Origin of the sequence: Micromonospora taraxaci, assembly GCF_007830095.1 — a bacterium.
In the GTDB taxonomy this organism is placed as follows: domain Bacteria; phylum Actinomycetota; class Actinomycetes; order Mycobacteriales; family Micromonosporaceae; genus Micromonospora; species Micromonospora taraxaci.
This window is the reverse complement of record NZ_VIWZ01000001.1, coordinates 6,385,382-6,401,863: the sequence shown is the minus strand read 5'-3', so window position 1 is coordinate 6,401,863 and position 16,482 is coordinate 6,385,382. Positions and strand designations below refer to the sequence as shown.

Genomic DNA, 16,482 nt, shown 5'->3' with positions numbered 1-16,482 from the left:
TCACCGGCGTCAGTGGTCTGTCGACGCCGTGGCGGCGTCAGCGGCCGATCGAGGCCCTGGCCGCGTCGATGGCGTCGGACAGTTCCTCGGTGTACGTGAAGCCGTCCTCCATGATGGCCATGTCGACCCCGCATTCGCGCTGCCGTGTTCGCAGCAGCGTCTCCTCCAAGGGGGTCACCGGGAAGGCCAGCGGGTCGAGTTCGGGAGCGGAGCCCAGGTCGTCGACCAGGAGCCACCTGCTCTGCTCGTCGTAGACGACAACCCCGGCGGCGATTCCCCTGGTCCACTGATCGAAGAGCGTGGCCAGGCTGGCCGCGGCACGGACCGAGTCCCAGGCGTCGGGCGAGATCTCGTAGCGCCAGATCTCACCCTCGTGGTCGCCGGCCAGGACGAACGTGTAGAGGAGGGCATCGAAGAAGAACAGGGGCATCTGGTGCCGCCAGGGGAACGGCGTGCCGATGGACAACCCCAGATAGTTCAGCGCGTCCCTGTCCTCCGGCCAGGGCATCCGCCATCCCACGTTGGGCAACAACTGCCGGTCGGGCCATTGCTGCGCCTGCAACCAGGTCAGTTGCTCCGCGATGTGCTCCACACCGAAGATCCGGTAGACCTGTTCCGGCGGCTGCCCGGCCGGCGACTCGCCCTGGTCCGGCCAGTCGAGGCCGGCGGCCGTCGCCGTCAAGCGGTAGTCGCGTACCGCCTCACGCAGGACACGCATGTCATCGAGCATGAGGAGGCTCCTTGGCTGCGGGCATCCTGGGCAGGCTAGCCGCGCAGCCCCGACGCTGGTGTCCGTCAATTCTCTCCTTTCGGGCGCAACGGGATGCATCGATCTCGCTCGCGTTGCCTGTCACGTACGTGAGCGGTTGTACCGCGTGTGACCGTGACCTCTGTGGCCTGCGCCGCCTGGCGGATCGCCTGGGCCGAGCGCGAGAACGAGCGCCGGCAGCGCGCGTACCGCGACGCCACCGACGCCTGGCGACGCCGCGACGACCACCTGGCCCGGCTCCGCGTCGAAGCCGCCAGCTTCCTCGGGTGTACGCAGCCCCGCACCGGCCTTCCGGTGGACCTCGCCGACGACGAACTCGTCTTCCGCGTCCTCCCCGTCGCCACGCTGGTCGAGGCCGAGGCGCGGCACGTCCCCGGCCTGCCCACACCAGGTCCGTGCGATCTCGCGGAGATCTTTGGGCGCTCGCTGCCGCCGGGTCTGCGGGCCGTCGGCACCGGTATGGCCGTCGTGACCAGTCACCGGGTCGCCTTCGGCGGGCGTGAGCACCAGCGCGAGTGGCGGTACGAGGACCTGGTCGGCCCCGCCCACCACCCCGACATCCCGTTCACCCTGCTGCCCGACCACAGTCGACTCTCCGGGCTGCTCGTCCCCGCCAACGCCGTGGTGAACTTCCGCTTCTACCTCACGCTCGCTGTCGCTACGGATCGCGCCGCCGTCCTGGCGCAGGTCGACGCGCTGCTGGCCGCACACCGGGAGGCCCGGCCCGCGCCTTTCGTACCGGCGGAACCCGACGACGCGCCCCTGACCGCGGTACGCCCCGACCGGCGGGCGCTCGGTGCTGCCGCCATCGCCGCTGTGGTGTTCGCGACGGTCGGCCCCGGCGCTCTGGCACCTGGCGCGGCCTGGGTTCCTCGCGGGCCGGTGCCCTCGGCGGGGACCATCGCCCTGGACGTCCCGAGGGCTGGGGCGACCCTCGTGCCCATCGGTGCCGTCGGGCCGGTAGCACCCCGGTCGCGAGTCGGTTCGGCCGACAGTGCCGTCTGGACCCCGCCGCACGCCCCGGCTGTCCGGCCGTCGACTGCAGCAGCCGTCTCCAGAGTGGTGTCACCTGCCGTTACGGTGGCTGTAGCGCCGGCAGTCACCCCGTCGGCCGTCCCTGCTCCGTCGCCCACCTCGGTGCCGACCCCTGGGCCGGTCCCCACCACGGAACCGGCCACCCCAGCCGTCCCAACGCCGCCCGTCGCGTCGGCCTCCCCGACTCCGACGCCCACTGCTACGCCGTCGCCGAATTCGCTGCTGGCGGTCTGCCTGGATCCTCTGCAACTGCCGTTGCTGGACCCGCTGCTCTGCCCGCCTCCGACGCCCTGATCCGTGTTCGTGGGTGCGCGGCTCAGCCCATGGCGCTGAAGTCGGGGACGGTGAGGGTGCCGTCGTCCGCGAGGGCGAAGCCGGGATTCCACGCGATCTCCCAGACGTGCCCGTCCGGATCGGTGAAGTAGCCCGCGTAGCCGCCGTAGAAAGTCTCCCGGGCCGGCTTGGTCACCGTGGCACCAGCCTTGGTCGCCGTTCCGATCACCTCGTCCACCTCTTCACGGGATCGGACGTTCTGAGCGAGGGCCATCCCACCGAAACCCTCCGTGCCCGAGTCGGCGATGCCGGCGTCGTCGGCGAGCTTGTCGCGGCCCCAGAGGACGACCGCCAAGCCGCCGGCCTGGATGAAGACCGTCTCCTCGACCTCCTGGCCCCGCCAGCCAAGGTGCTCGTAGAACGCCTTGGCGCGGGCTACGTCCGCGACGCCGAGGGTGACGAGACTGATCCGCTGCTCCATGGTCCTCAACCTAACGCGCAGTCGCTCTGGGTCGCGGCAGGCCGCCTCGACGTTGTTGCCGTCCAGGTCATGGCATGGGACAGCGCCGGAGTCATTGACGACACCCCTCCGGATGAAGCTCGCGAATCAACTCACCTCATAGCATCGATGCTATGAGGTGGCGCGGTGAGTGATCGCCTGGACTGGAACGCCCTGCGTGAGCGCCGGATGGCGGAGCCCGGAGCAGCAGAGACGTACGAGGCCACCCGGATCGCCTTCGAGCTTGGGCAGGAGGTGCGCCACCTGCGAGAAGGGTACGGCTGGAGTTAGAGCCAGCGGCCCGCACCGCCGGCATGAGTCAGTCCGCGGTTGCCCACTTCGAGGAAGGCGGGACCGTGCCGACCCTGCCGGTCCTGGAACGGCTAGCCCGGGTCCTGGACCGGCGCCTGGACGTCAGGTTCGCACGGAACGCCGATGCGGCTTGATCGCACTCGAGAACTGTCGCAGTGTCCGCCAATCCCGCTTACCGATGCCGCACATTGTCTGCGGTCACCTGCCCAGAACCCATTTCTGCTGCCATCGCGGCAAGCTGCGTTTCACCTCCTCGGCGACGTGCTCCATGAACCAACACATCACCGGGTACGGCACAGCCTGCTCGCCGCCGCAGAAGGAACGGTGGGCTCCCGGGCCGGATCCTCGTCGGGCACGACCGCCACCAGGATCGACGGCCCGGGCAGATGATCGACGGCGCCTGGCAGATCGGCTCAGGCCAGCGGGGCCGGCTCTGTCCCGCTGAGTTCCAGATACCAGGCCTCGTCGGGTACCGAGTACATGGCCTGGACCGTGTATTGGACGTCCGCGTGCAGCATAACCGGCGCTGGCAGTCCTTCAGGCTGTCACGACGCCCACGTCGTTATGGTCCCACCGCCTCCGAGGCCACCTGACTGCCGGAGGCTTAGGCGGCGATCGTCCGGGCGGTGGCGTACACATCGGCTGGTAGGGCGTGGCGAAGCTGCCGCAGGACGCGCATGGTTTGGTCAAGGGTGTGCGAGTCGTACGTCATGGTGCTGGCGTCGAGGTACGGCGGTGCGCCCAGGTCGCGGTCGGCGATGCGGGTTTCCCCGACGAGGAGATGCACGGTCGAGCCGCCCGACGTGCAGCGCTGCCCGCTTTGCCGACGCAGACGTGCTGCTCTGCGACTCCCACTGAAACTAGGTGTCGGTGTCGGTGACGGCCCGGTCGGCGTACATCGTGCGCTTAGTTCTCTACGACCTATGCCCTGAACTGTGGAGAAGCCGCAGCCCTGGCAAGTAGTTGCCTTAGCAATATCAACTTCGCAGGTTATTGACAGCGCAAAGAGACCATGCGAGACCGGCTGATCAGGTGAATACTCAGGGGTCCTGCTGGCAGGACGCTTGCCGGTAAGGTCCCCGGCACACCTTGTGGGGAGGTGAGGGGCAATGATTGCTGGACCGGAGGTACCACCGGCGGTCGAGGCGGCACGTGTCACCGCCGTGCTGGCCGAGCTGCGCTCCAGCCACCACCGAGGCGTCGTCGTCGACTCGCTGCCCAGAGCCGGCAAGTCGACACTGGTGGTGCGCGCCGCCGTAGAACTGGCCTGCGCTACCCGAGCCGCTGATTGCTATTGCTCAGACCGACGAGCAGGTCGTCGATCTTGTCGACCGCCCCGGGCAGAGGGCACCGGAGCTGCATCCGCTTTCGGAGCGGCGGGACGCCACTGCCTTCCACCTGGAGTCGGGGCGGCTCTGCGTGCTCACGTTACGCCGCTGGCAGGCCTGCTACGTGGTAGCCCCAAGCGCGAATCCCGAGCTGCTCGACGCTCATCCCACCACCGAGCCGGTCCATCTCAATGTTCCAGTCAATTCACCCATGGCTGGGAAGCGAACCAAGCAGTCCTGGTCCACCTGTCCACCCACATAATCCCTGCGTAGGCGGAACATGCGGCCAACAATCTTCGATGCGGACGTATCAGATCAATCAGTGCGACAGGTTGTCGAGGAGCAGTCGCAACGCGTCCTTGAGACGTACCGCATCGATGCGGGCCTGATCCAGGAGCACGCAAACGGTGAGCGGCGCATCAATCAGGGCGGCTACGGCGAACGCCAGGTCTACGAGCTGGTCCAGAACGGCGCCGACGAAATGCGCGGTCTGAAGAACGGCGAAATCCGGGTCATTCTCACCGATCGGTTCCTCTACTGCGCCAACACCGGCAACCCGATGACCCCCGAGGGCGCGGACACGATCCTCCGGATGAGCGTCTCCCGCAAGCGAGGCGGCCAGATCGGCCGCTTCGGCGTGGGTGTCAAATCCGTCCTCACCGTCAGCGACGCGCCCCAGTTCTTCAGCACAACCGGTTCCTTCGGTTTCGACCGAGCGTGGGCGGAGCAGGCCATCCGCGCGGTCGTACCGAGCGCGGTCGACATCCCCGTGCTCAGAATGGCCCGCCCCATCGACACCGAGCAGGCGGCCGTGCAGGACCCGCTGCTCGCCAAGCTACTCGAGTGGGCGGTCACCGTAGTGCGGCTGCCCCTCTTGCCCGGCAGCGTGGCGCGACTGAGCCAGGACCTCAGAAACTTCCCCTCGCAGTTCCAGTTGTTCTCGCCCCACGTCGCTTCGCTGACCCTTGAGGACCGGTCCGGCCAGCAACCGGTGATCCGCGAACTGTTCGTCAAGTTCGCCAGCACGTTGCACACCCTGCAGGCTTTCAGTGCCGACGGCAAGGAGACGACGACGGAATGGCACGTCTTCCGTCGCACGTTCTCTCCATCGGCGACGGCCTTGGCCAGCGCCGGAGAGCTGCACGACCGCCCCGAGATCGACATCGCTTGGGCGGTACCGACTCGAGGCTTCGGCGATCGCGGCACGTTCTGGGCCTACTTCCCCACCAACTACGCCACCACGTTGCGTGGTCTACTCAACGCGCCGTGGAAGACCAGCGAGGATCGACAGAACCTATTCGATCACAACACCTTCAACGATGAACTGATCGAGCAGGCCGCCCAACTCGTCGTGGAGTCCCTACCGGAGCTCGTCGATGCGACGGACCCGGGTTCGTACCTGATGCTGCTTCCCGGCCGCGGCCGGGAAGCCCCGCAGTGGGCAGACGAGCGGTTGACCAAGGCGGTGTGGAAGGCCGCGGCGTCGCTGCCCTCACTGCCCGACCAGACGGGCAAGCTCCGTCGGCCCGCCGAGCTGCAGATGCCGCCGGAGAACATGACAGACGCGTGGCTGAAGCTGTGGGCGGACCACCCCGGCAGGCCGGTCGACTGGACGCACAAGTCGATCGAGAGCAGGGAGCGTCGTGCGAAGGCGCGCCTCGTCTTCGACGGTGCCGACCGTCGCGAGGCGACCGCCCGGGAGTGGCTGGAGGCGCTCGTGTCGGACGGCAGCCCGGAGGCGTCCGCCCATGCCGTCCAGATCGCCGCCGCGATGGTCACCGGCAACCACGAACAGGGGGACAGCGCACGCGACGCGCGAATCCTGCTCACTGAGTCGTACGGCATGGTGTCCATCGGCGCCACCGACGTCTTCCAACGTAGTGGACAGGACGAGCTGACCGACGACCTCGTCTACGTCGATCCGCGGGTGACGGACGTGATCGGGGTGCGCAGCGCGCTGGACACGTTGGGCGTCCACGAGGCCAGCCCTGCCGGGCGGCTCACCGCTGTTCTGGACAAGGGTTTCGGCCACTACAACGGGCGGGAGTGGGAGGGCTTCTGGAAGCTGTGCCGCCGAGTGACACCGCGCGAGGCCGCCGATGCTATTGCGAAGTCGACTCCCGGCTGGTGGCATGACCTGCGCCTCCGCACCGTCGGCGGCAGCTATCGCCGCCCGATCGACTGCCTGCTTCCAGGTCGAGTCGTCCCGGCTGACGGCAGCCGTGACCGGGATGTCGCCGTGGACCTACGAGTTCACTCCGCCGACCGACCGGTGCTCGAGGCGCTTGGCATGTCGGACGTGCCGGTGGCCGACCTCGACCCGCGCGGCGAGGCGTGGTTCGAGGACTACCGAGCCCGTGCCCTCGATGCGATGTGTGCGAAGCTCCCGGCTGGAGTCGTCCATCCCAAGCTGAGCAGCCTCGTCGTCGACGGCACCAACCCGCCAGGACCGCTCGGCGTGCTCGCGGGCCTCAGCGACGAGGCCAAGCATCTGTTTATCAAGAACCTGCCTGCCGGCCGGCTGGTACGCGACTGGAACGCCCGCGCCGGCCGGCACGCGCAGCAGGTCGCCTCTCCCCTGGTGTGGATGGTCCGCCGGTACGGGATGCTTCAGAGCAGCCGCGGCCTCGTCCCAATGAAACTCGCGGTTGGTCCCTCGCTGAACGAGTACCGCGTCGCACTCCCGGTCGCAATGATCGACCGTGGCGTCGCCGACGTGCTCGGGTTGCCCGCGACTGTCGATCAGATACCCGAGCGCCTCTGGCGACACCTGGTGCAGGCCGTCGCCACCACCGAGGAGGACGCCCTACCCGGCATGGTCTACGCGCTGGTGTTGACCTCGGGGGCCGACTGGCCCGGTGGTGACACCCGCTGCCGGATCGGCGCCACGTGGGGTACCCGGCCCGACGACCAGATCTGCGTTACGTCGAGTCGGGAAGAATACGACGCACTGGTGTTGGAGACTGTCCCCGCGCTGCTGGCGCCGACTGCAGCCGACGTCGACGCGATGGTGCAGCACTGGGGCATGCGCCGGTACGCCGCGACGATCAGCACCGAGCTGCGCAAGGTCGAGGAGACAGAACCGGTCGCCGTTGTCGCGGAGTACCCCCACCTCCGAATCCTGCGCGGGCGGAAGACCGAGGGGTGGTCCTTCGTGCAGTGCAGCGAACTGGAGGAGGTGACGCGCACCCCGAACGGCATGCGCACCAGCCCGTTGGAGGTCGCGGCACGCGACGGCGTCGTCTACGTTCGTCATGCGACGGACAAGCGGTCGATCCTTCTGGCCATTTCGCGAGAACTCGACCTGCACCTGTCCCCGCAGGAGATCGAGATCATCCTCGCCCGCAGCGAGGAGGCCAAGAACCAGGAGGTGCTCAAGCAAGTCCGCGCAACGAAGAACACCGCGGAGAAGGTTCTTCTGCTGATCGGCGCGGAGCGGCTACGCCGCGGGCTGCCCGAGGGGCTGCTCGCCTGGGAAGAGGCACGCACGGGCGCGCCCGTGGGCGATCGTCGCATCGCCGAGTTGGCGCTGCACGCCCACGGTGAAGGGACCCTGCGGCACCATCGGGAGGATCTCGGGAAGACCCACGAGGCGCTCGCGGTTGGCTTCACCGGCGACCGGAAATCGATGAGTGTCGTAGCCGATTTGGGTCTGCCGAACCCCTTGGCGGGGGTGCGGGAGGAGCAGCCGCTGGAGACCGAGCACGTCGCCGGTCCCACGCCCCATTTCCCGCTCCACGACTACCAGGAGAAGCTGGCAGGCCGGATGCATCGACTGCTGATGCAGGAGTCACCGGGGCGTGCGATGCTCAGCCTCCCGACCGGTGCGGGTAAAACCCGCATCGCCGTCGAAGCGGTGATCCGTTACCTCAAGGAGTACGGATCAGAGGGTCCTGGCGGACCGATCCTGTGGATCGCCCAGTCCGAGGAACTGTGCGAACAGGCGGTGCAGAGCTGGCGTTACGTCTGGGAAAAGGTCGGCGTGGGGAAGACTCGGCTGACCATCAGCAGGTTCTGGAGCACCCGCGACGCCAGCCCGGTTACGGACAACCCCCATCTCGTCATCGCCACCGACGACAAGCTCACCTACAACCTCGACAAGCCGGCGTACGCCTGGCTGCGCGAGCCAGCGTTGGTGATCGTGGACGAGGCGCACGGATCCACCACGAAGAGCTACACCCGGTTGTTGGAGCAATTCGGGCTGACCCAGCATCGCACGGCTCGCCCGCTCATCGGACTGACCGCGACGCCGTTCCGGGGGAAGAACAGCGCCGAGACGAGTCGCCTGGTCAGCAGGTACGGCAAGAGCCGGCTGGACAAGGACGTGTTCGGCGAGGACGCGTATCGGGTGCTGCAGAACATGGGAGTACTGGCCCGCGTCGACCACCGCGTCCTCGAGGGGGGCAAGCTGACGCTCACCGACTCCGAGGTGTCTCGGATGTCCCAGCTGCGCGGCGGCACGCTCCCGCCGGAGGCGGAGCGGCGGCTTGCCGATGACCATGTGCGGAACGAGGCCCTGATCAAGGCACTGCTCGACCTGGATCCAGACTGGCCCGTCCTGGTCTTCGCGACCTCGGTCAACCACGCGCGGTTCCTCGCCGCTGTCCTCGACGACCAGGGCGTCAGAGCCGCCGCCGTCGACTCGCAGACGCCGCCGGCACGTCGGCGGCGCATCGTCGAACAGTTCGGCAAGGGGCGGATCCGGATTCTCACGAACTACGGCGTGCTGCACCAGGGGTTCGACGCACCCGCCACACGCGCCGTCGTGGTGGCCCGTCCCACCTACAGCCCCAACGTCTACCAGCAGATGATCGGCCGTGGCCTGCGCGGACCCGCCAATGGCGGGACCGACCGGTGCCTGATCCTCAACGTGCGTGACAACATCGTCAACTACGGCGAGGAACTCGCCTTCACCGAGTTCGAAAAGATGTGGACCGACTCATGAGTGCACAGGTCGCCGTCGACGACGGGCCGACCCCGGAGCAGGCCCTCGCCGCAACCCGTCCCGCCGGCTCGCACACCCTCGTCATCGCCCCTGCTGGCACGGGAAAGACCTACACCCTCGTACGTCGCCTCGACCACCTGCTCGACGGGGAGCTGTCGGCCGACGAGGTTCTGATGCTGTCGTTCTCGCGGGCGGCGGTGCGCGAACTCGCGGCGAGGACCGCTGCCTCCACCGGGCGCAGCCGATTCGTGGCCGCCCGTACGTTCGACGCCTGGGCCCTTGATCTGCTGAACCAGACCTACGCGGACCAGGATTGGCACCAGTTGTCCTTCGACGAACGGATCCGCGAGGCGACCGGCGCCATCCTCGACGGGCACGCCGACGCGTACATCGGCTCGCTCAGGCATGTGCTTCTTGACGAGGTTCAGGACCTCGTCGGCGACCGGCAGGAATTGGTCCAGGCGCTGCTGACGTCGATGGACTGCGGCTTCACCATGGTCGGCGATCCGGCTCAGGCCATCTACGGATTCCAGGTCCGTGGGCGGGGCGGCGAGCCGAATATCTTCACCTGGGTGCGGGAAAGGTATTCAGGTGATCTTGGCGAACTGTCGCTGACCCGGGACTTCAGGGCGCGCATACCACGCCCACCTGGTCTCCTCGCCTGCGGTGAGGCGCTGCGCGCGTCGACCGCGACGTCGGAGACTGACATCTCTCGTCGCCTACGGGATGAATTTCTCGACGTACCGACCGCCGGGCAACTCGACGACATCGTCGGCGGCTTCGCGTATTTGGACGGCAGCTGCGCGATCCTGTGTCGGAACAACGGTCAGGCCTTGGAGGTTTCGGCCGTCCTGCGCCGGGCGGGCGTTGAGCATCGGCTGCAGCGGCGCGCCGGCGACGACGTCAATCCCAGGTGGCTGGCAAGCCTGTTCCGCCAGCACGGCGGCCTCACCGCCGACCTCGCGACGTTCACGGAATATACGGGCCTGACTGGGGAGCCGCTGGTCGCGGCTTGGGAGGCCCTGCTGCCGGTCAGCCGGAACGGCCGTGACCGCATCGATCTCGGCCGGCTCCGGTCGGCGCTCGCTGCTGGGCGTCTTGCGCGGGTTGCCGTCACATCGCAGTCGGATCCGGTAACGGTCTCCTCAATGCATCGGGCCAAGGGTCTCGAATACGACCGCGTGTTCGTACTTGATGGCAGGCGCCGGGACGACGACGACCCGATGGAGGAAGCGCGCCTGCTATACATGGCGATGACTCGATGCCGGGATGACCTGTTCCGTCTTGAACCGCTTTCCCAGTCCGGTGGGGTGTACACCATGCGTCCGAGGAGCTTCGACCGCTGGGCCCGCTATCACTTCCGGAACCGCGGGCGCCGCTACGGGATGGCGCTGGAGGGTGGCGACGTCAGCAACGACTTTCCTGGCGGAACAGTCATCTTCACCGCGGATCCGAGTGAGATGCAGGACTATCTGGCGGAGAAGGTGCAGCCCGGCGATCCCGTGACGCTCACCCGTAGTGCGGAAGGCGCTGGCGATGACCTGGCCGTGCCGCTCTACACCGTGGACCACGACGGCCGGTCCATCGGGCTCGTCTCACGGCATTTCCGAGATGCCCTCGGCCGATACATGTACGCCCGGAAGGCAATCGACGTGGGCTTGAGCTGGCCCGAGTCGATCACGGACTGCTGGATCGACGACGTCGAGACGGTCGCCGGCAGCGCCGCCGTAGGGCGGCGTGCCGGTCTGGGAGAGCACGGAGTTTGGCTGGCACCGCGGCTGAGCGGGCTGAGCTGGTTCCGATACGCGAAAGCGGAGTCCGAGGATGAGTGATTTCGACGAGCATTTCCGGTTCAGGGACGAGCTGACCGAGCAGCTCGTTCTCGATGTGCTCGGTCCGGCGGGTGGAGCCGACGAAATCCTGACCGACCAACCGATGAACAGTTACCTGACGGGAGTGCTGTTTCCACAGCGCGAGTCCGAGGACGCCGCCGAGGACGCCGCCGAGTCCGACATCGATCTCGTAAGTGCCCGGCTGGACAAGGACGAGCAGCCCGATATCGGGGTGTCGCTGGCCAACGTCCAGAGGCCGTCCACGATGGGGCTGACATTCGCCGTCGACTCGCGCTGCGGCAGCCTCACGATCTGGGTGCAAGCCGCGGTCTACGAACCGATCGACGCGGCAGGCAACAAGGTGGAAGCCGAGGTGGAGTCCGCGCGCTCCACCGACGAGTCATCCATTAGGTGGCGACGCCGCGCGATCAATGCCGCGCCGGTCACGATCGACATCACCCGTCCCGACCGGCCGACACAACCCCTCGTCCCCGGCTTGGAGATCCGTGCGCTGGTCCGAGAGATGGACCGGAGACGCGGGACCATCACGGTCACCGTGACGCTGGTCAACGTGCACACTGTGCAGGGGGCGCTCCTGCGGGACGCCTGGTGCTTCTTCCAGTGCGGCTTCAGGGTCACCTCCGACACCCATAGGGCGGCGATCGTCGAACAGCTCGCCCCGTCCGTCGGGGATGACGATGAGACGTTGCTCTCGGCGATGCTTTATCGCCACGCACCGACGTTCGCCACCGGTCACGGCTGTGCCGCCCAATGGAGCGAACCCACGACCGAAGGAGTGTCCGACGCTCGGCGAGCCGTTGCAGCGGTCTGCTCCTCGTTCGCGCCGAGCTTTGACGTGCGACTCTCGGAGTCCAACACCGAGATCGACGTCGCCGGTCTAAGGATGATCGATCTCGCTGAGGGCGAACCCGACCAGGTGGTGCAGACGCTCCACAGGCTTGTCGACGGCTATCGCAGGTGGGTGAACGACCGCGAGGCGGAGGCCGCGAGCATGTCGGCGTCGCCATACGCGAAGGCGGCCATGGATCAGGTACGCGAGTGCACCACCGCCTGCGATCGGATGACTGCCGGCATTGACCTGCTGGCCCGCGATCGTGACGTCATGCGCGCGTTCAAGCTGGCCAACAGGGCGATGGCGACCCAACGAGCCCGCACCGTCATGATGCGCGACAAGACGTCCGCCGACCTGAAGATCGGCCGCTGGTATCCGTTCCAGCTCGGGTTCATCCTGCTCTGCTTGAACGGTATCGCCGACCCGGATCACGACGACCGGAAGATCGCCGACCTGCTGTGGTTCCCGACCGGTGGCGGCAAGACGGAGGCGTACCTCGGGCTCATCGCCTTCACGGTGTTCCTGCGCAGGATCCGTCGAGGGGAGCTCGGCGGCGGGGCGACCGTCCTGATGCGCTACACGCTTCGCCTGTTGACGCTGCAGCAGTTCGAACGCGCCGCCACCCTAATCTGCGCCATGGAACGGGTCCGTCGGGGCCAGACGGATCTAACGGGCGAGGAGATCTCGATCGGTATGTGGGTCGGCTCCAGCGCGACCCCGAACACGCTGCCCGAAGCCGAGACGGCGCTCAAGAAGCTCCGCGCCGGAGAGACGTTGCGCGAGAACAATCCCGTGCAGTTGCGCCGCTGCCCGTGGTGCGGCACAGACATCGACGTGTTCAACTATCGAGTGGATCTCGGCGCGCAGCGGCTCGTGGCGGCATGCGGCGATTCTGACTGCGAGTTCCGGGACGGCCTCCCGGTCCACCTCGTGGATCAGTCCGTGTACCACCACCGACCCACGCTGATCATCGGCACGGTCGACAAGTTCGCCCAGATGACTTGGAAGGCCGAAGTGGCCGCGCTGTTCAACCGGCGCAACGCGCCAGAGGGCATGCCCCCACCCGAACTCGTCATACAAGACGAGTTGCACCTCATCTCCGGCCCGCTCGGCACGCTTGTCGGCCTCTACGAGGCGGCTCTCGACATAGCCGCGGACAGGCCCAAGGTGGTCGCCTCCACAGCTACGATCCGCCGCGCCCGGGAGCAGGGCAAGGCGCTGTTCGACCGGGATGTCCATCAGTTCCCCCCGTCTGGGCTCGACGCCCGTGATTCTTGGTTCGCGGTGGAAGCCAGCCCCGAACACAAGCCCTCGCGACGGTATGTCGGCCTCTTCGCACCGGGTACGAGCCAGGCCACCCTGCTGGTGCGGGCGTACGGGGCCCTGCTGCATCACGCCGCGGTCATCAACGGCAAGGACGAAGCCCGAGACGCCTACTGGACGCTCATCGGCTACTTCAACAGCCTACGGCTCCTGGCCGCGGCTGAACTACAGGTCAACGACGACGTCGCCGGGCGGCTGAAGCTACTCTCCGGGGACGGCACCGCTCGTGAGGTGGAGGCCACGGAGCTGACCAGCCGCGTTTCCGCTAGCGACATCCCCTACCGACTCCGGCAACTCGACGTGCACCACCCCGATCCGAACGCGCTCGACGTCGTGTTGGCGACCAACATGATCTCCGTCGGCGTGGACGTCGATCGCCTAGGGCTCATGGCAGTGACCGGCCAGCCGCAGACCACGGCGGAGTACATCCAGGCAACCAGTCGGGTCGGCCGTCGCTACCCCGGCCTGGTCGTCATGCTGTACAACGCCGCCCGATCGCGTGACCGCTCGCACTACGAGAACTTCCGCGCCTACCACTCGGCGTTGTACCGGCAGGTGGAGTCCACGAGCGTCACACCGTTCTCCGCCCGCGCCCGCGACCGCGCGCTCCACGCCGCCTTCATCGGGGCCGCCCGGCTGACGATTCCGGACGCCCGCGAGAACGAAGGAGCCGGTCGCCTCGATGACTTCATGCCGGGCCTTCGGGACCTTGCGCTGCGCATCCTGAAGCGGGTGAAGCGGATCGCACCCGATGAGTTGCAGTCGACCGAGGAGCATCTCGAAGAGATCATCGACAGTTGGACGGAGCTCGTCGACTGGAACAACGGTCTCGTGTACCACAAGCCCAAATCGCCAGCCGACCCGAAGCGTCGACCGGACTCTGCCGCGCTCCTACGGACCTTCGAGGACGACGATCTGCCGTACTCGTTCCCGACCATGAACAGCCTCCGAGACGTCGATGTCGAGACCAACCTGCTGAACCGGGAGGGACGATGACCAGGTCAGGAGGATTCCGGGGCCAGCGGCCGACGCGACGGCCCACCACTCCCGCCCCCGTGGCGACGGGCAAGGTACGACGGGCACAAATGATCACTACCTACGGCGTGGGCTCGATGATCGCCATCGACGAGGCTTCCTACATCGTGGCGGGGCTCGAAGGATGGAAGGTGAACCGCGCCCAGCAGACCCATGAGCCTCGCCTCCAACGCGCCCTGGGTGTCTCCGAGCTGTACCTGCCGCCAGCGGAGAGCCCTTACTACGGAGCGGCGTTGCGGCGGTTCCCCAACTTCTACTCGTGTCAGCGCTGCACGCTGTTGCAGCCCTATGGTCGGTTCGGCGGCAAGGATTCCACCTGCGCCTGTGGTGGCTCCCTGATCCCCTCTCGATTCGTGCTGGCCTGCGAGGACGGCCATCTCGACGACTTCCCATACTGGGCCTGGGTACATCGCGGAGCGCAGGACGACAGTCCTTGTAAGCAGGACCTGCAGCTGATCACTACAGGTCGAACGGCATCACTTCGGTCGATCGAGATAGTCTGCGGCTGCGGCCGGAAGGTTTCGATGCAGGGCGCGTTCCGGCGCAGTGAGCTCCGCAAGCTGGGCATCAAGTGTTCCGGCGCACGCCCTTGGCTAGGCAGCGACCAACGGGTTGCTGGCTGCAGCAAGGCGCCTCGAACCATGCAGCGAGGTTCGTCGGCTGCCTGGTTCGGTCTGGTGCGATCCTCGCTGGCGATTCCGCCGTGGTCCACGAAACTGCAGCAGCTGATCGATCCTCACTTCGCCCTGTGGCGGGGCGAGGATGACGCGGTCATCGCGCGCCAAGCCGAACGGGCTGGCCTGATCAGCGGGAGCATCAGCGTCCAGCACATCATCGGGGCAGTTCGACGACGCGAGCAGCTCGAGGCTAGTGGGCCGTCCGACGAGGCCAATCTCGACATGGACCTCAAGTCGGAGGAGTACGAGCAGCTGTGTGCTCCCACCACAGATGAGGTCGACGAAAGCAACGACTTCGAGTGTCGGGCCATCGCCGGTGACCCACCCCTCCCCGAGCTCGGTCAGGTCATGTTGGTGACGCGGCTGCGCGAGGTACGAGTGCTGCAATCCTTCACCCGGGTCGAGCCGCCGACCCCCGCCGACCCGGCCACCCGCAGGGCCCCACTGTCGGCCGGCGGGCTGGACTGGCTGCCCGCCGTGGAGGTGGCGGGTGAGGGTGTGTTCCTCCGGCTGTCGGACGAGAGGCTGTGCGCCTGGGAGGCTCAGCCGGAGGTGGGCTCACGCGCGAAGGAGGTCATCGACAACTACGAGAAGCTGCTGGCCCGACGTGCTGCGGCATCAGGCCGCCCGGTGCCACCGTCCCGGGTGACCGCTCGCTCGATCATGATTCACACACTCGCCCACGCACTCATCAATGAGTGGGGCCTAGACTCCGGTTATTCCGCCTCCGCGATGCGTGAGCGCCTGTACACGGAGGAAGGCATGGCCGGTCTGCTCATCTACACGGCCACCAGCGACTCGGCGGGAAGCCTAGGTGGCATCGTGCGCCAAGGTGAGCCCAGGCGACTCCGCCGGACGTTGACATCGGCACTAAAGAGGGCGACATGGTGCTCGGCGGACCCGTTGTGCATGGAGTCAGGGGCCAGCGGATCAGACGGCCTCAACCTCGCGGCATGCCATGTCTGCAGCCTCCTGCCTGAGACGAGCTGCGAACTCAACAACACGCTTCTCGACCGTGGACTTCTCGTCGGCCGCCCGGAGCAGCCCGGAATAGGGTTCTTCAAATCATGAATGTCGGCTGCGCAATGTCACCGCACGTTCTCTATCTGGCGAGCGCCGGCGTGCGGCTGACAGTATCGGGCGGCGGCGGAGCGACGCACGCCCACATGCCCTTGACCACGTCGATAAGGTGGCCCGCGGCGCTTTCCGCTGGCTCGTGCTCCCAGATCCGTATCACGGTCCAGCCCGCGTCCTCGAGTTGCCGGATGGTCTCGCGGTCCCGCTCACGATTCTTCAAAATTTTCGCCTCCCACCACGCCGCGTTTGCCTTGGGCCATGTTGCGTGCTGCGGGCAGCCGTGCCAGAAGCATCCGTCGACGAACACGGCCAGCTTGATACGGGTGAAGGCGATGTCGATCGTCCGCCGAGGCAAGCCGGTGACCGGGAGGCCGACCCGGTATCGCAGCCCTGCTCGATGCAGGGCGTGACGGAGTGTCAGTTCGGGCTCGGTGTCCTTCCGGCGCTGGCGTTGCATGCGACCGCTGACGCCGGCTGAACTCGGCACGGGACCTTCGGGCACAGCCCCACCCTAGAGGTGCGAT

At 67.2% G+C, this 16,482-nt stretch carries 11 protein-coding genes and 1 pseudogene; 8 read left to right on the top strand and 4 right to left on the bottom strand.

Annotation, left to right across the window (positions count from 1 at the left end; genetic code table 11):
• Window positions 1-37: 37 nt before the first annotated feature.
• On the bottom strand, window positions 38-730 hold the full coding sequence (locus FHU34_RS28995; RefSeq protein ID WP_145785351.1) for a hypothetical protein: 693 nt from the start codon (window positions 728-730) through the stop codon (window positions 38-40).
• Window positions 731-883: 153 nt separating this feature from the next.
• Between FHU34_RS28995 and FHU34_RS34105 the strand changes: the two genes are divergently transcribed.
• Complete coding sequence (locus tag FHU34_RS34105) at window positions 884-2,098, top strand: hypothetical protein (protein ID WP_145785350.1); 1,215 nt, start codon at window positions 884-886, stop codon at window positions 2,096-2,098.
• A gap of 22 nt (window positions 2,099-2,120) precedes the next feature.
• On the opposite strand, the gene FHU34_RS28985 is transcribed toward FHU34_RS34105, so the two are convergent.
• Window positions 2,121-2,558: a VOC family protein gene (locus tag FHU34_RS28985; protein WP_145785349.1), complete on the bottom strand. Its 438-nt coding sequence runs from the start codon at window positions 2,556-2,558 to the stop codon at window positions 2,121-2,123.
• A gap of 165 nt (window positions 2,559-2,723) precedes the next feature.
• Between FHU34_RS28985 and FHU34_RS33460 the strand changes: the two genes are divergently transcribed.
• Both FHU34_RS33460 and FHU34_RS34320 read left to right on the top strand, forming a co-directional pair.
• A complete protein-coding gene (locus tag FHU34_RS33460) occupies window positions 2,724-2,867 on the top strand; it encodes a hypothetical protein (RefSeq protein WP_208745106.1) in 144 nt (47 codons plus the stop codon).
• Window positions 2,858-3,022: a helix-turn-helix domain-containing protein gene (locus FHU34_RS34320; protein ID WP_425280590.1), complete on the top strand. Its 165-nt coding sequence runs from the start codon at window positions 2,858-2,860 to the stop codon at window positions 3,020-3,022. Before FHU34_RS33460 ends, FHU34_RS34320 begins: the two co-directional genes overlap by 10 nt.
• A 470-nt stretch (window positions 3,023-3,492) precedes the next feature.
• On the opposite strand, the gene FHU34_RS28970 is transcribed toward FHU34_RS34320, so the two are convergent.
• Window positions 3,493-3,675 carry a hypothetical protein gene (locus tag FHU34_RS28970; RefSeq protein ID WP_145785348.1) on the bottom strand — a complete coding sequence of 61 codons (183 nt, stop codon included), beginning with the start codon at window positions 3,673-3,675 and terminating at the stop codon, window positions 3,493-3,495.
• Window positions 3,676-4,244: 569 nt separating this feature from the next.
• Between FHU34_RS28970 and FHU34_RS34315 the strand changes: the two are divergent.
• The 5 genes and pseudogenes from FHU34_RS34315 to drmB form a co-directional block, all read left to right on the top strand.
• A pseudogene (locus FHU34_RS34315) lies at window positions 4,245-4,489 on the top strand (helicase); the annotation flags it as partial.
• Between the two features lie 49 nt (window positions 4,490-4,538).
• The gene (locus FHU34_RS28955) at window positions 4,539-9,161 is read left to right on the top strand and encodes a DEAD/DEAH box helicase family protein (protein WP_208745104.1); all 4,623 of its coding nucleotides are present in this window, start codon (window positions 4,539-4,541) and stop codon (window positions 9,159-9,161) included.
• Window positions 9,158-10,993, top strand: coding sequence for a UvrD-helicase domain-containing protein (locus FHU34_RS28950; RefSeq protein WP_145785346.1), 1,836 nt, complete (start codon window positions 9,158-9,160; stop codon window positions 10,991-10,993). Before FHU34_RS28955 ends, FHU34_RS28950 begins: the two co-directional genes overlap by 4 nt.
• The gene (locus FHU34_RS28945) at window positions 10,986-14,165 is read left to right on the top strand and encodes a helicase-related protein (RefSeq protein ID WP_145785345.1); all 3,180 of its coding nucleotides are present in this window, start codon (window positions 10,986-10,988) and stop codon (window positions 14,163-14,165) included. The genes FHU34_RS28950 and FHU34_RS28945 overlap by 8 nt, the downstream gene beginning before the upstream one ends.
• Window positions 14,162-15,952 carry a DUF1998 domain-containing protein gene (gene drmB / locus FHU34_RS28940; protein ID WP_280116500.1) on the top strand — a complete coding sequence of 597 codons (1,791 nt, stop codon included), beginning with the start codon at window positions 14,162-14,164 and terminating at the stop codon, window positions 15,950-15,952. The genes FHU34_RS28945 and drmB overlap by 4 nt, the downstream gene beginning before the upstream one ends.
• A 31-nt stretch (window positions 15,953-15,983) precedes the next feature.
• Here the strand turns inward: drmB and FHU34_RS28935 are convergent, their stop codons facing one another.
• Window positions 15,984-16,460, bottom strand: coding sequence for a very short patch repair endonuclease (locus tag FHU34_RS28935; protein WP_244311872.1), 477 nt, complete (start codon window positions 16,458-16,460; stop codon window positions 15,984-15,986).
• Between the last annotated feature and the right edge of the window lie 22 nt (window positions 16,461-16,482).